The sequence below is a fragment of the Vibrio sp. B7 genome, assembly GCF_963888765.1.
Classification (GTDB): domain Bacteria; phylum Pseudomonadota; class Gammaproteobacteria; order Enterobacterales; family Vibrionaceae; genus Vibrio; species Vibrio anguillarum.
Window position 1 is genome coordinate 185,157 of the sequence record NZ_CAWPKR010000011.1, and the last position, 15,473, is coordinate 200,629.

The 15,473-nt window shown below is 43.5% G+C and carries 13 protein-coding genes; 9 read left to right on the forward strand and 4 right to left on the reverse strand.

The genetic code is table 11. The features are described from left to right. Positions 1–191: 191 nt before the first annotated feature. The gene (locus AACV32_RS05900; protein WP_010320194.1) at positions 192–1,046 is read left to right on the forward strand and encodes a MurR/RpiR family transcriptional regulator; all 855 of its coding nucleotides are present in this window, start codon (positions 192–194) and stop codon (positions 1,044–1,046) included. A gap of 57 nt (positions 1,047–1,103) precedes the next feature. On the opposite strand, the gene AACV32_RS05905 is transcribed toward AACV32_RS05900, so the two are convergent. Further along, entirely contained in the window at positions 1,104–2,345 is a 1,242-nt protein-coding gene (locus tag AACV32_RS05905) for an iron-containing alcohol dehydrogenase (protein WP_170894757.1), read from the reverse strand. A gap of 294 nt (positions 2,346–2,639) precedes the next feature. Here AACV32_RS05905 and AACV32_RS05910 point away from each other — a divergent pair, with 294 nt between their 5' ends. From AACV32_RS05910 to AACV32_RS05920, 3 genes are all read left to right on the forward strand, one after another. After that, positions 2,640–2,906 (forward strand): GrxA family glutaredoxin, encoded by a 267-nt coding sequence (locus tag AACV32_RS05910; RefSeq protein WP_010320195.1) that lies wholly within the window; start codon positions 2,640–2,642, stop codon positions 2,904–2,906. Between the two features lie 185 nt (positions 2,907–3,091). Then, entirely contained in the window at positions 3,092–4,774 is a 1,683-nt protein-coding gene (locus tag AACV32_RS05915) for an aspartate:alanine antiporter (RefSeq protein WP_013857120.1), read from the forward strand. A gap of 302 nt (positions 4,775–5,076) precedes the next feature. Beyond that, positions 5,077–6,180: a phosphoribosylaminoimidazolesuccinocarboxamide synthase gene (locus AACV32_RS05920; protein WP_017042032.1), complete on the forward strand. Its 1,104-nt coding sequence runs from the start codon at positions 5,077–5,079 to the stop codon at positions 6,178–6,180. A 52-nt stretch (positions 6,181–6,232) separates the two neighbouring features. Here the strand turns inward: AACV32_RS05920 and AACV32_RS05925 are convergent, their stop codons facing one another. Next, positions 6,233–6,610 carry a hypothetical protein gene (locus AACV32_RS05925; RefSeq protein ID WP_026028825.1) on the reverse strand — a complete coding sequence of 126 codons (378 nt, stop codon included), beginning with the start codon at positions 6,608–6,610 and terminating at the stop codon, positions 6,233–6,235. A 438-nt stretch (positions 6,611–7,048) separates the two neighbouring features. Here AACV32_RS05925 and AACV32_RS05930 point away from each other — a divergent pair, with 438 nt between their 5' ends. The 3 genes from AACV32_RS05930 (at position 7,049) to AACV32_RS05940 (ending at position 9,844) form a co-directional block, all read left to right on the forward strand. Beyond that, positions 7,049–8,737 carry an NAD-dependent malic enzyme gene (locus AACV32_RS05930; RefSeq protein ID WP_170894758.1) on the forward strand — a complete coding sequence of 563 codons (1,689 nt, stop codon included), beginning with the start codon at positions 7,049–7,051 and terminating at the stop codon, positions 8,735–8,737. Positions 8,738–8,798: 61 nt separating this feature from the next. Next, the gene (locus tag AACV32_RS05935; RefSeq protein ID WP_088721142.1) at positions 8,799–9,122 is read left to right on the forward strand and encodes a DUF3392 domain-containing protein; all 324 of its coding nucleotides are present in this window, start codon (positions 8,799–8,801) and stop codon (positions 9,120–9,122) included. Next, on the forward strand, positions 9,095–9,844 hold the full coding sequence (locus AACV32_RS05940; RefSeq protein WP_026028037.1) for a SanA/YdcF family protein: 750 nt from the start codon (positions 9,095–9,097) through the stop codon (positions 9,842–9,844). The genes AACV32_RS05935 and AACV32_RS05940 overlap by 28 nt, the downstream gene beginning before the upstream one ends. Positions 9,845–9,899: 55 nt before the next feature. On the opposite strand, the gene AACV32_RS05945 is transcribed toward AACV32_RS05940, so the two are convergent. Both AACV32_RS05945 and AACV32_RS05950 read right to left on the reverse strand, forming a co-directional pair. After that, complete coding sequence (locus AACV32_RS05945) at positions 9,900–11,138, reverse strand: cysteine desulfurase-like protein (RefSeq protein ID WP_170894759.1); 1,239 nt, start codon at positions 11,136–11,138, stop codon at positions 9,900–9,902. After that, entirely contained in the window at positions 11,113–11,769 is a 657-nt protein-coding gene (locus tag AACV32_RS05950) for a 2OG-Fe dioxygenase family protein (protein WP_170894760.1), read from the reverse strand. The genes AACV32_RS05945 and AACV32_RS05950 overlap by 26 nt, the downstream gene beginning before the upstream one ends. 520 nt (positions 11,770–12,289) lie before the next feature. On the opposite strand from AACV32_RS05950, the gene AACV32_RS05955 reads away from it, so the two are divergent. Further along, entirely contained in the window at positions 12,290–14,320 is a 2,031-nt protein-coding gene (locus AACV32_RS05955; protein WP_017044628.1) for a GGDEF domain-containing protein, read from the forward strand. A gap of 133 nt (positions 14,321–14,453) precedes the next feature. After that, positions 14,454–15,413, forward strand: a complete 960-nt coding sequence (gene trxB, locus AACV32_RS05960) for a thioredoxin-disulfide reductase (protein ID WP_170894761.1) — start codon at positions 14,454–14,456, stop codon at positions 15,411–15,413. Positions 15,414–15,473: the final 60 nt, after the last annotated feature.

Consider the following 15,473-nt stretch of genomic DNA (forward strand, 5'->3'; position numbering starts at 1 on the left):
AAATTTTGTTTGAGGCTTGTCATGTTCTCATCAATTGTTAACTTGAATTGTTACGGAAATCTACATCCTAGGTTTATACTCATTGCATGGCGTTGGTTTAACTTACCTTTTTGGAAATGTGTTATTTCCAATCCCCCCAAAGGGCGACCGGGTAAAACCAACGAGTTGTTCTCTTCGCCCGCGTGAACACTATGAATACATTAGAAAAAATTCAAAAAAATCTGGAAAACTTTAGTAAGTCGGAACGTAAAGTCGCCGAAGTAATTATGGCTTCGCCCCAAACCGCGATTCACTCAAGTATTGCGACGCTCGCCAAAATGGCCGATGTCAGTGAACCAACGGTAAACCGCTTTTGTCGACGACTCGACACCAAAGGCTTTCCCGACTTTAAGCTTCATTTAGCGCAAAGCCTTGCTAACGGGACTCCGTATGTAAACCGAAATGTTGAAGAAGATGATGGCCCAGACGCCTACACCCATAAGATTTTCGAATCGACTATGGCGTGTTTGGATGTGGCTAAAAACAGCTTGGATCCAATGCAAATTAACCGTGCAGTTGACTTACTCACACAAGCAAAACGGATCTCTTTCTTCGGTTTAGGAGCCTCTTCTGCTGTAGCAAAAGATGCCCAAAACAAATTTATTCGCTTTAACATTCCGATCACTTGCTTTGAAGATATCGTGATGCAACGCATGAGTTGTATCAACTGTACCGACAATGACGTAATTGTTTTGATTTCGCATACAGGTCGTACTAAAAGCCAAGTGGAAATCGCCAATCTTGCGCGCGAAAATGGTGCGACTGTCATTGCGATTACGGCAAAAGATTCACCGCTGGACAAAGCAAGCTCGTTGTCGATCTCTCTTGACGTACCTGAAGATACTGACGTCTATATGCCCATGGCAAGCCGTGTGGTGCAAATGACGGTAATTGATGTACTGGCTACTGGTTTCACCCTGCGCCGTGGCTCTGGTTTTCGTGAAAATCTTAAACGCGTCAAGGATGTACTAAAAGACTCGCGCTACGATAAGCTGTCACAGTTCTAAGATAATCGCGATCCTAAAATAATCGTTAGAACGGAGCTCGATTGCTCCGTTTTTTTATCAACTTTGCTTGCTACTTTCAGGCGCGACTGGATCATGCCTAACTTCTACCTGATTGGATGAATTCGGTTGCCACTCCTCACACTCACCTTGGCACTCGCAAACTTGATTTAATATATGGATTAACCTTTCTTGTGTTAAAGGCAAAGGGTTACCTTTAATCGCGACCGACTTTAAAGCATCTAACGCCACGCGCTCAAACGACGTATTGCACACACCAAACTGGTTGAGTTTAGGCAGTTGCAACTTATCTAACATCATTTTCACCCACAGCACGCCATCTTCAACGTGAACATTTGTTCTGCCAGTCACAATTTGAGCGATTTTTTTATAACGTGTAAGTACATCATTTCGCCCTGCTTTTTGCGCTGCTCGAATGTTTTCTCGCATAACATGAGGGGCCAAACGCGCCGTGATCACGCTGTGTGGAGCATCAAGTTTCCCTCCCAATGCCGATGCCAAGCCATGTGCAGCACCAAGCTTTGCATTGGTAATTGCCATTCCTCCAAGCATTGCTGCAAAAGAGAGATCCGCTCGCGCTTTATGATCATCTTTTCGGCACGCTGGCAATATAGAACGACTGAGTTTGCGCAGCCCCTCTTCACACACCATATCGGTGAGTGGATTGGGTTCACCACACACATAGGCTTCCATTAAATGCGTAAAAGCATCCATTGCGCCTCTGCCAGATGTGTAACTGTCGGTACCATAGGTCAACGTGGGGTCAACAATCGCAACATCTGCCAGCATATCTGGGCTGCGCAAGCTTACTTTTACTTTGTCTTGTCCCGATTTCAACACAGCATTACGCGTGACTTCGGATCCCGTACTGGCGGTGGTTGGAATAGCAATAAATGGCAGCGGTTTTGTCTTTAACGGCACATTTCGGCCAACCACTTCCACATAATCATAAACGTTACCTTGGTTAGGAATGATTGCCGCGAGTGCCTTGCCCATATCAATCACACTACCGCCACCAATAGCAACGACCATGTCCGGTTGAAAACGTCGGCCTAAAATGGCCGTTTCCTCCACCATGGTAATATTAGGTTCACCAACAATAGCTACATGCTGATAGCGCATATTCTGCATTTTCAGGTATTGAACAATAGGGGCAGCTCGTTGTTGTTCTTTTCCCGAAACCAGCAGTACGCTATAACCATATTGGTTAAGAACAGAAAGTGAATTCAATAACGCTCCTTCTCCAAAAATGATCCGCGTCGCCGTCATAAATTGGAACATGAATAACTCCCTTTTCTCTCATCTAGATTAGCTCTGTTTAGAGTGCACCTATCGTTAAAAAAATTTTTTGATGCAGTGCAATGTGGAGCAAATAACCACATAAAAAACACAAGTTTATGCGGCATGTCACAGCCAAGCCATTATTGATCTATTCCCAACACCATCGAGAGGTAAGCTTGCTTTGATTAAGGAATAAGCAATAGCTTTTACCTATTGAAGTAACTGGTGAATGCCACTTTATTTCCGACCTTGAATCGGGCATAGTTGCATGCAACAAGAATGAAGGAGAAAGCTATGTTCGTTGTTATTTTTGGCCGCCCTGGTTGCCCCTACTGTGTTCGCGCAAAAGAACACGCCGAAACATTGAAATTAAAACGCGATGATTTTAACTACCGTTATGTCGATATTCACGCGGAAGGCATCAGCAAAGCTGATTTAGAAAAGACAGTGGGTAAACCCGTTGAGACTGTGCCACAAATCTTTATTGATCAAGAACACATCGGTGGCTGTACTGATTTCGAAGCTTATGCGAAAGAGCATTTAGGCTTATTCGACGAATAAAACCAAGAAACATAAAAACCCGCTGATTTTTAGCGGGTTTTTGCTATTTATAAATAAATGGCTCTTTCTCTCAAATTAGGTCAATGAAATGTCAATTGTCACAAATTTCACTTATCTTTTTGCAATATTCAGATACAATTCCCACACTTTACCTACCCCACTTGGCACACATAACGAGTTGAGCCGTGAATATCGACGTCGTACTTTTGCTTGATCAGAACCCTATTCTTCTTATTTTTGTTGTCTTAGCGATTGGCCTTGGTTTTGGCAAAATTCGTTTTGGTAGCTTACAACTGGGCAACTCTATTGGGGTGTTAATTACATCTCTCATCATGGGGCACCTTGGTTTTTCCTTCAATGCTGAAGCCTTAACCATCGGTTTCATGCTGTTCATCTATTGTGTCGGCATTGAAGCTGGCCCTAACTTTTTTGGCATATTTTTCCGTGACGGAAAACATTATCTCATCTTAAGTTTAGTGGTGCTCATTACCGCCACTTGGATTACCTATTTTGGCAGTTATTATCTCGGCCTCGATTTTGGCTTAGCTGCTGGTATGATGGCAGGTGCATTAACCTCCACCCCCGTATTAGTAGGCGCACAAGATGCGTTAAACTCCGGGCTAGCCACCATTCCAAGAAATATGGATTTATCCCTTATTTTAGATAATGTTTCGGTGGGTTATGCGATGGCTTATCTAATTGGCCTTATCAGTATGATCATGTTTGCCAAGTTACTGCCTAAGTTGCAAAAACAAAACCTCTCTGATTCTGCTCAACAGATTGCTCAAGAGCGTGGTTTGGGTGGCAGCGGTCAACGCAAAGTCTATTTACCCATCATCCGTGCCTATCGCGTTGGTCAAGAGTTGATCAACTGGATTGATGGGCGCAATTTACGTGAGCTTGGTATTTATCGTCAAACGGGTTGTTATATTGAACGCATCCGACGTAATGGCATTCTTGCCCATCCTGACGGTGACGCCATCTTGCAAGAAGGGGATGAAATTGCACTGGTTGGCTTCCCTGACAGCCATGCAAGGCTAGACCCTAGCTTTCGAAATGGCAAAGAGGTGTTTGATCGCAACCTACTTGATTTGCGCATCTCTGAAGAGGAAATTGTCGTAAAAAGTGACAGTATTGCCGGTAAACGCCTATCGGATCTGAATTTATCCGAATATGGCTGTTTCCTGAACCGAGTGATACGCGCACAAATTGAAATGCCAATGGACTTAGACATTGTGCTTGCCAAAGGTGATGTGCTGCAAGTCAGTGGTGAAAAAAGCCGTGTTCAAGGCTTGGCCGATAAAATCGGTTTCATCTCTATCCATAGTCAAATGGCCGATTTACTCGCCTTTTGTAGCTTCTTTATTCTCGGCATTTTGTTTGGTTTGATCACCATGACCTTTGGACAAGTCTCCTTCGGTTTAGGCAACGCGGTTGGGCTACTGCTTTCTGGCATTATGCTTGGTTTTTTACGAGCCAACCACCCCACTTTCGGCTATGTACCGCAAGGGGCATTAAATATGGTCAAAGACCTAGGTTTGATGTTCTTTATGGTAGGCATTGGCTTAAGTGCTGGCGGGAAAATGTTCCAGCACCTCTCAGAAGTGGGCGTACAAGTGATCGGCCTTGCATTTTTAGTCAGCGTGGTGCCCGTCGTCTTTGCCTATTTGGTCGGTGCGTACATTTTGAAAATGAACCGCGCGCTTCTATTTGGTGCGATTATCGGTGCACGAACTTGCGCACCAGCGATGGATATCGTTAACGACTACGCAAAATCGACCATTCCCGCATTGGGTTATGCCGGCACCTATGCTATCGCCAATATACTGATGACACTGACAGGAACTATTTTAATTTTACTCAGCTAAACCTAATAATCCTCAGTGCTACTCGCCCAAAGTCACATGTGTGGCTTTTGGCGAGCCATCGCCCCTCTATTTACTTCGCTTTTATCTCAATGTTTGCCGCTTTATCGACTCAGAACTGCATCTTTTCTCCTGAATTCAACTCACCACTGCTTAATTTTTCAAACAAAAGGCAATCGTTTGCTTTTTATCTGGCAGCAGAAAATAGTTCTGGTATGATGCGCACAGTTTATCGATATCCTTACTAGCGTTGAGCTAAGCGATATCTTCTCTGTATGACGTTTGAAAAAGATAGGAATGTCTAAATGAGCCTTGCTGATCAAATCCTTGCCGTCAATGACGACCTCCCAATTCGCACTCACCAACCTGTTCATAGCGGCAAAGTTCGCTCTGTTTATTGGCTAACTCCAGAAGATAGCCAGCGTTTGATCAAAGAAAAAGGTTACAACGTTGCTCCTGATGCACCTTTAGCCATTATGGTAATCAGTGACCGTATTTCCGCTTTTGATTGTATCTGGCATGCCGAAGGTGGCATCAAAGGTGTACCGGGTAAGGGCGCGGCATTGAACGCGATTTCAAACCACTGGTTTAAGCTATTTCAAGAGAGCGGGTTAGCCGATAGCCATATTTTAGATATTCCCCATCCTTTTGTATGGATTGTGCAAAAAGCCAAGCCAATCAAAATTGAAGCGATTTGTCGCCAGTATATTACCGGTTCAATGTGGCGTGCTTACGAAAAAGGTGAACGAGATTTTTGTGGTATTCAATTACCAGAAAGCTTGCAGAAAGATAAAAAACTGCCAGAACTGCTCATTACACCATCAACCAAAGGCATCTTAAAAGGCATTCCCGGTGTTCCAGAAGCCGATGATGTCAATATCTCACGTCATAATATTGAAGAGAATTTTGCCGCTTTTAACTTCAGTCGTGTCGAAGATATTGCCTTGTATGAAAAGTTATTAAAAGAAGGCTTCGGCGTCATTAGCCATGCACTCTGCCAAGTAGAGCAAATTTTCGTCGATACCAAGTTTGAGTTTGGTTATGTCACCGATGCCAACGGCGTTGAGAAACTCATTTATATGGATGAAGTAGGTACGCCGGACTCTTCTCGCATCTGGGACAGCGCTTCCTATCAGCAAGGACGTATTGTGGAAAATTCGAAAGAAGGTTTTCGTCAATTCTTGCTCAACTACTTCCCTGACCCAGATATTTTACTCAACAAAGAACGGATGGCTGAGCGAGAAGCGCTTGCACGTGATAATGCGCTGCCTTTGGCTGCATTAATGGATATTTCCAACACCTATCTTGCGATTGCAGAGAAAATTGTTGGCCAACCGATCGTATTAAGCCAAAACCCAAAGCAAGAGATCATTACGATCCTGCGTTCTCAATATGGCTTGATTGACTAGTACTCAAAACAATAACGGGACATTAAATATGCCCCGTTATCTGTTTATCCCCTTACAGGGTGATAATAAATTCGTCTGGTTTTGTATTTTTTATCAAAGATTGGCTTTTATTTTGAATCAATTGGATCTGTTCAGAATCCAATGCATACGGCATTACTAATTTTAGCTCTTCAATCCCCTCTAATTTCGCCAATCTCACCAGTGAAATTAAATTCGCTTCATCACTACGGCGTGTTGATAACGACTTCAACGCCATTTCCCATAGGCGATCCTCTGGGCTTGATAATTCTTTAATGCTGTCTTTCCATACCGTACCAAAAATCGGTGCAAATGACGTCATGGCTTCGAGGAATGTCCATTTCTTATTACATGACGCGCCAAGAAATGTAGTGTAATCAAACACCACCCGTGTCCTTTCTTGTGTATTCATTTTGTCCCCCGACAAATTGGCAGCACACTGTACTCAATATCATCCATGATTGTTCATATAGCAATAGGATATAAAAAAACAGTCTTTTATTCCTTAAAATCAAATGGATTGGCTATATCAAAACCAGGTTTGTAACAAGGCATAAACAGACTTACTGACATATGTGTCTGATTGATTAATATTTCAAACCGTGAACAAAAAGTCGCTTTATCACTTAAAGTGATCATCGCTCAACACTACTTTTGAAATCTCTGCTTAAGGAGACCAATAGACAAAAATGTGTACATTGATGCCCTCAGCAATTAACACGAAGAATTCTACCGTTTTTATCTGCATTCTTCAGTATTCTGTGCCATGTGTCGCCGCTCGTCTATTTACAATCTCATGAGTAAACCGTTATCATTTTTGAGTTCCCTTCTACCCTAAAATAGGCCGACAATGAATAATGATAAACGCCCTCTTTATATTCCCTATGCGGGCCCCGCTCTACTCAGCACGCCTTTGCTCAATAAAGGCAGTGCATTTTGTGCTGAAGAGCGCAGTTCCTTCAACTTAGAAGGCCTGCTTCCTGAAACGACGGAAACGATACAAGAACAAGTTGTTCGCGCATACCAACAATACTGCAGCTTTGAAAGTGATATGGATAAGCATATCTATCTGCGTAATATTCAAGATACTAACGAAACCTTATTCTATCGTTTAGTACAAAACCACATCACTGAGATGATGCCCATCATCTACACACCAACGGTGGGTGCCGCGTGTGAAAACTTTTCAAATATTTATCGTCGCGGCCGCGGTCTGTTCATTTCCTTTCCGAATCGAGATCGCATCGATGACTTACTCAATAATGCAGCGAACCATAACGTAAAAGTTATCGTAGTGACCGATGGTGAACGCATTCTCGGCTTGGGTGACCAAGGAATTGGCGGAATGGGTATTCCTATCGGCAAACTGGCACTTTATACCGCATGTGGTGGTATTAGCCCTGCTTATACTTTACCGGTCGTGCTCGATGTTGGAACCAATAACCCACAGCGCTTGGCTGACCCGATGTACATGGGCTGGCGTCACCCTCGGATTACCGGGGCCGAATATGATGCATTTGTAGAAGAGTTCATCCAAGCGGTGCAACGTCGCTGGCCTGATGCACTGATCCAATTTGAAGATTTTGCACAAAAGAACGCAATGCCACTATTAGAGCGTTATAAAAACCGTATTTGTTGTTTTAACGATGACATTCAAGGCACTGCGGCGGTGACTGTAGGTTCGCTATTGGCCGCATGCAAAGCCGCGGGCAGTCAACTCTCCGAGCAACGTATCGCTTTTCTTGGTGCGGGCTCTGCAGGCTGTGGTATTGCCGAAGCAATCATCGCGCAAATGGTGTCAGAAGGTATTTCAGATGCTCAAGCTCGTTCTCAAGTCTATATGGTTGACCGCTGGGGCCTGCTGCAAGAAGGAATGCCTAACCTACTTGATTTCCAACAGCGCCTCGTGCAAAAAAACAAAGACACACATGATTGGAACACAGGAGGTAATGGTTTCTCATTATTGGAAGTAATGAAAAATGGCAAACCAACGGTGTTGGTCGGTGTTTCTGGGGCTCCGGGATTATTCAGTGAAGAGATTATCACTGAGATGCACAAACACTGCCCACGCCCGATTATTTTCCCACTATCGAACCCAACCAGCCGTGTTGAAGCGACCCCCAATGACATTATCCGTTGGACCAACGGTGAAGCACTCGTCGCCACAGGCAGCCCGTTCGATCCCGTGTTGCATAACGGTAAAACCTACCCAATTGCACAATGCAACAATAGCTATATTTTCCCTGGTATCGGCTTAGGCGTACTGGCGGTCAATGCGCGTCGAGTTACTGATGAGATGCTGATGGAATCAAGCCGCGCACTCGCCAACTGTTCACCTCTGGCGCTTAATGGGCATGGTGCGTTACTTCCACCACTGGAAGCCATTCACTCCGTTTCCAAGAAAATTGCGTTTGCGGTAGCGAAAAAAGCAATTGAGCAAGGCGTTGCACTGGAGATCCCAGATGATGTGTTAGAAACCGCCATTGAGCAGCATTTTTGGCAGCCAGTATACCGCCGCTACAAACGCACTGCTTTCTAAGCTACTACTCTGCTGTCCCCTAAGCTTCGGCTGATGTTTAGGGGCTTTTCTGTGAGTCAATATGATGAACTTTTTAGCGCCCGCAGGGCATTACTTATCACCGTATTTAACGGAGATATCAACTGCATTTATCGCTTGTTTGCTCGTGATGCTCGGTGGAGAGATTAACGCCGCGATGCGCAAGCTAATGCGCAACCAACACTTTGTCGTTCGCACATTTACGTTTATATTGATTAACGCTTTCGGCTACGGTTTGGTGATCATCAAAGCGAGCCCTTACCTTGCTCGGACACTTTCGCAGTTAGAATCAGGCATGATGTTTAGCATTATTATGCTCTGCTTTATTGCTATCGGGATCTGGGCACAAAGGAACCGTCAAATTTAGTGTTAAAATTTTCATCTTCAAATCACTCTCGCCCTGTTTGGAAAAAGCGGGTTCACACGCTGCTTCGCTACGTGTCTGTACTGTTGTTCATTTCAAGCCTTTTTGTGCTTGGCATTGATCGCTGGGTCAGTTGGCAAGCCGAAAAACAAATCGTCACCGAGCAAAATCAAGTCGGTCAATTCCAAGTCGCTGTTGTACTTGGAACCAGTAAGTACTTGGGTAAAACGCTCAATGACTACTATACCCACCGAATTGAAGCCGCGATCGCTTTGTATGAGCAAGGCAAAGTAAAAGGGTTTTTACTCAGTGGTGATAATGCTCACCGTTCGTACAATGAACCGTGGACGATGAAACGCGATCTGCTGCGCGCTGGGATCCCGAGCGAACATATTTACTTAGATTATGCAGGGTTTCGTACTTTGGACTCCATTGTTCGCGCAAAACGCATCTTCGAAACCGACAATTTTTTGATCATTTCTCAACAATTTCATTGTGAGCGAGCACTCTTTATTGCCAACTACCATAACATTAATGCTCAGTGTTTAGCGGTTGCAGGGCCAACAACTCGTTCTGGTTTTAAAGTGAGGCTGCGTGAGGTCTTTGCTCGTACGAAAGCATTTTTAGATCTCTATATCACGAATACTCAACCTAAATTTTTAGGTCCCAAAGAGCCAATTGTGATCGAAGAGTTACCCTTAGAGCCAACCGAAGATGAAAGCTAAAAGAGGCACTGCGCCCCAGAAACCTTTCCTTCGACAGATTTCCGGGCCACTTTGGTTACGCTAATGTGGATAAGACATCAAACAAAGCGTCAATTTCATTGCGCGTGTTGTAGTGCATAAAACCGATACGGACAACTCCACCGCTGTTTTCAAGATCTAACTGACGCACTAAACCAAGCGCATAGAAATGCCCATTCCACACACAAATATTATGCTCGCCCAATGTTTTGGCCACAAATTCTGGGTGGTGATTAGCTAAGCGAATGGCAAAGGTCGGTGTACGTAGCTCACTGTTAGCCTTGGTCAGGCCATAGAGCTTAGCCGAACTCAATCCTTTAAGTTTATACAGAAAATACTCACTTAATTGGCGTTCATGCTGGTTGTATTGAATGAAACTATCGATCAAACGCTCTCTTAACGAGCCACTCGCGTCTCCCCATTGCGCCAAATATTCCACTGCAGCAATCACGCCTGCCAAACCTTCAAAACTCTGCGTACCCGTTTCAAAACGTCCCGGACCAATATTGGTTGCAGGTTCAACTTTGTAGGGTTTAAGTGCATGTAACCACTGCGAAGCGATATAAGCGATACCAACGTGTGGACCAAAAAATTTATATGCCGAACAGGTTAAAAAATCACAGCCTAATTCTTGTACATCAATCAAATGGTGCGGAGCATAGTGAACGGCATCCACATACACCATCGCGCCGACTTGATGCGCCGCATCCACAATGCGTTTAACATCGACAATAGATCCTGTGGTATTCGAAGCATAAGTGACCGCTACCAGCTTTGTTTTAGGATTGAGTAATGACAGTAAGTGCTCAACATCCAAAGTACAATCTTGTTGGTTCACCTTTACCTGGTGCACTGTAACGTGCTTATCCTGCGCCGCTTGCTGCCAACTGGAGACATTGGAGTAATGGTCAAGCGCAGTAACAATCACTTCATCGCCCGCTTGCCAATCTCGGCTAATGGCTCGACTTAGCTGAAAAGTCAACGAGGTCATATTCGCGCCAAATACAATATTTCCTGATGACTCAGCGTTCAGAAGCGCTTGCACCGACTCACGAGCCTGCTGCATTAAATCAGTGGTGATTTGGCTTGAAAAATAGTGTCCGCCCAAATTAGAGTTAAAATGGCCCAGATATTCACTCATTTTTTCTATTACCGACTTAGGTACTTGCGAGCCACCTGGACCATCTAAGAAACTCACTGACTTACCATGATATTTTTGCGACAAAGCACTAAACTGGGTACGCGCTTTTTCAGGAGTGAAGAGCATTTCGGCCATCCTTAGCGGTTAACACAAAAACATCCATATGACCTTCTTGCCCATGCTCAATCGAGCGAATAGGACAAGCGTTATGCCATAACTTACTGTCCGCGAGCATCGCAATCTCACCATTTTCTAACACTTTCCGAAAGAAAGGGGCTTCATTGCAGTCTTGATAAAGCATAATTTCACCGCCAACGATGTTGTGGCGATTCACCCCCACCAACGCAATATGATCAAAACCGTCTTGATGGACACCTTCTGGCGCGACTTGCGTCTCATCAAACACAGCAGCAATTCGGATCTGATGGATTTCAATCTCTTGCCCATTAGGCAGACCATTCGTACTCACAAACACCTCGCACACTTCTCTCATCCCCTCACTTTGTAACGTAGAGGGTAAAATAGGATCGAAATGACGCTTAATGTTGCCTTGAAAATGATTGATTTGATCGGTTTGCATAAAGTCATGCTTGTCCAACGCCTCGACTTTCCCTTTGTTAAATTGAACCACAGAGTAGCGCCGTAAACGATACTGACCATCAGCATGCTCCGTATGTGGTAATTGCGCAAAGGAGGGAGCAAGTTGTTGAATCGCTTTTTGACTTAATTGTGTAATCTGTAAAGTGTTTTCATGTACAGCTAACATCACCAGCTCCTGAATTAAATTATTGAACACATTAAATTAACAATTAATTTACATTAAGGATACGCACTAATATTGCACATTCAAGTAAAAATGAATGTTATATCTGTATGTGACTATCAATATAAAATTTAATACTTAAATAATCACAAAAATAAGAATTAACATCCAATAGCGAGCATGACACATAGCGATTTTTAGACAAGCTCACTACTTCAAGGTTAATAGGCTTTTAAAAACAATGAATTACCAACATTAGGATGATGTAGGAATGGTATGTAGACCATGGGCAGGTTTAAAGGACATATCAGTAACTAATTTATCAACTCGATTCGACTAAATTTAGCATGTATTAATCCATGAGCCATATAGCATCTCATTAACTCTAAATTAGCACCATTTAAGTAGTAAGCCATGCCAAAAATTAGACTAAAGTTAATACTAGATCATCAAACTAATTGATATATTTGACTATTAAGACTTAGTTGAAACATCGCTCAACTGATAAGGAGATCCTCAACTCGTGAACTCTAGTATTAAAGTCACACTGTGGACTTTCATCGCATTAGGTTTCAGTGTAATCAATGCCTATGCGGCTATAGATCCTAAAGATAAATTTCTCCAAGCATTGGAGGGCATTGAGCAGATCACCTATTCACTACCGATCAAGGCAAAAGCACAAATTAGTGAACTAGAAGAAGACTACATCATATTGTCACAGCCTTCCGCTCTCGTTGTTCGTTACTATTTGGCCAAAGCCACTGTATATGGGCTACTAGAGGAATATGATAGGAGCTTAGAAGCGGCACAATTAGGATTAAAGCGAACAGAACACACCAACGTTGAAACGCTCACTCTCAAACTAAGAGAGATTCAAGCTTTACGGCACCAAAAAGTCGACGTGTTGCCGAAACTTGACGCACTGTTAGTTGAAGCAGGAAACGATCACAATGCACAAATCGAATCAGAAGTATTACTAGCTAAAAGCCTCTATTACCAAGAGCAAGGCGAGTTTAAAAAATCGTACGCCGCAATAATGACCTCAATTGATACAGCAAAATCCATTGATAACAAAGAGTTAATGGAGAGAATATCTCACGGTCTAGGTCAAATACTGGTTCAGCTACAAGATTTTGATCGTTCACAACTGTTACTTGAAAATTCCTACAGTTACTTCAAGCAGCGTAAAATGTCTTATAGCCAATTGGTTAGCTTACTCGACATCTCTAAGTTGCAAGAGTCACGTAATCAAATCACGGCGGCGATCGAAACCTATAAAACCGCACTCAAGCTAGCACAAATACTGGGTGACGGGCGACATCGCTTTCGTATTAACATCGAACTTGCACGGCTTTATCGAGATACCAACAACCGAGATCAAATGCGCTTTTTCTTGAAAAAAGCAGAGGAACTGCAGTACAGAGAAAGCCAACCAGGCTACCTTGCCACTTTTCAGCTATTACAAACACAAGATCTATTGGAACAAAAACGCTACGGTGAAGTGATTGAATTTGTAGAACCACTCATTGTGCATATCAAGCAAAGATCAAATCTACTTATTCAACAGATAGAGTTGTTAAAAGTGGCAGCACAGGCTTATGCTGGGCAAAATAACTACAAACAAGCCTATGAAACTTATGATTTTTATCATTTACGATCGCTCACACTTCGCAATGTTGAACAGATAGAGAACTTACAGAGACAACAAATGTTGTTTGATCTTGAGCGTCTACAATATGAAAATCAGGATCTAAACTGGAACAACGTACTTCAAAAGCTAGAAATTGAAAACCATCAGAAAACGTTTCATCTATTAGGTGAAATCGTCTTTTTCCTTGCTCTTGCATTAATCGGATTATTGGTCATATTTATCTGGGCCAACCGCTCTCGCATCAAAATGGGCATGCTTGCCAAAACGGACACCTTGACTGGCTTGTATAATCGACGCTACATGGAAGAACGATTTGCAAAACATCAATCTAAATCTTACCAAAATAGTAGCGAAACGCTTATTAAACTCGCACAACGGATTTTGATGTGGCAACAGACTTGGTTCAAAGGTCAATCTTCACCTAAAAAAAACGCCGAGCCATTCGATTCAGCGCAATTAGACGAACAGATCCAACATAATGAAGATGCAAAACCGATTAGCCTTATTTTGACCGATATTGATTATTTTAAAGTCATTAATGACACTTATGGTCACGCCTTCGGCGATCAAGTATTAGTAGAAACTGCGGCTATCTTTAAGTCATCGGTACGCTCTTCCGATGTTGTCGCTCGCTACGGTGGGGAAGAGTTTCTCATCTTACTACCCGACACTGACTTAAGCGTCGCTAGCGAAATTGCCGAAACCTTGCGCCGAAAAATTGAAGATCACCATTTTGTAACCGAATCACGAGAATCGGTATCCGTCACTTCGAGTTTTGGCGTGTTGACCGCAACGAATACTGATTTAGACCTCCAAGCATTGTGTGAAGAAGTCGACCAACTACTTTATGCGGCTAAAGCCAGCGGCCGAAATTGCTTAAAAACACGTTGGCTGACTTATTAGCCAAGTCCCATCATTGCTCAGTTTGGCTATATAACGATTATTTCTAAGCTAGCCCATGTAATCGCTTTAATTGACTCGAGATATTCCCTACAATCGTGTTAAATTTTCGAGCATTTTCGATACTGGAGTCCCCATGAGCAACGTGAAACATTGCAAACTTCTTATTCTTGGTTCCGGCCCGGCTGGTTATACGGCAGCCGTTTACGCAGCTCGCGCTAACCTTAATCCAGTTCTCGTTACCGGTATGCAGCAAGGTGGTCAGTTAACGACCACTACAGAAGTAGAAAACTGGCCAGGAGACGCAGAAGGCCTCACGGGCCCTGCTTTAATGGAGCGAATGAAAGAGCATGCCGAGCGCTTCGAAACCGAGATTGTGTTTGATCATATTAATGAAGTTGATTTTTCACAGCGGCCATTCCGCCTTAAAGGCGATAGTGCAGAATATAGCTGCGATGCTCTGATCATTTCAACAGGAGCATCCGCACGTTACCTAGGTTTAGATTCAGAAGAAGCCTTTAAAGGACGAGGAGTTTCCGCTTGTGCTACTTGCGATGGCTTTTTCTATCGTAACCAAAAAGTGGCCGTTGTAGGTGGCGGCAATACCGCGGTGGAAGAAGCGCTTTATCTATCTAATATTGCGGCACAAGTTCACCTCATCCACCGCCGTGATTCGTTCCGCGCAGAAAAAATTCTGATTAACCGTCTGATGGATAAAGTCGCAAGCGGCAATATAGTGCTACACACTGACCGTACCCTAGAGGAAGTCTTAGGTGATGAGACTGGCGTGACGGGTGTTCGTATGAAACACACCCAATCAGAAACTACAGAAGATCTTGACGTGATGGGCGTCTTTATCGCGATTGGTCACAAACCGAATACCGACATGTTTGCTGGTAAGCTAGAGATGAAAGAGGGCTATATCGTGGTCAAATCTGGCCTTGATGGTAATGCAACTCAGACTAGCATTGAAGGTGTGTTTGCTGCTGGTGATGTGATGGATCACAACTATCGCCAAGCGATCACTTCGGCAGGAACAGGTTGTATGGCCGCCTTAGATGCGGAACGTTACCTAGATAGCTTGAACGATAAGTAGGCATGAACGACAAGTAAGCAAAAGGTTATTTTCCAGTTTTATAACAAAACCCGACAGCCC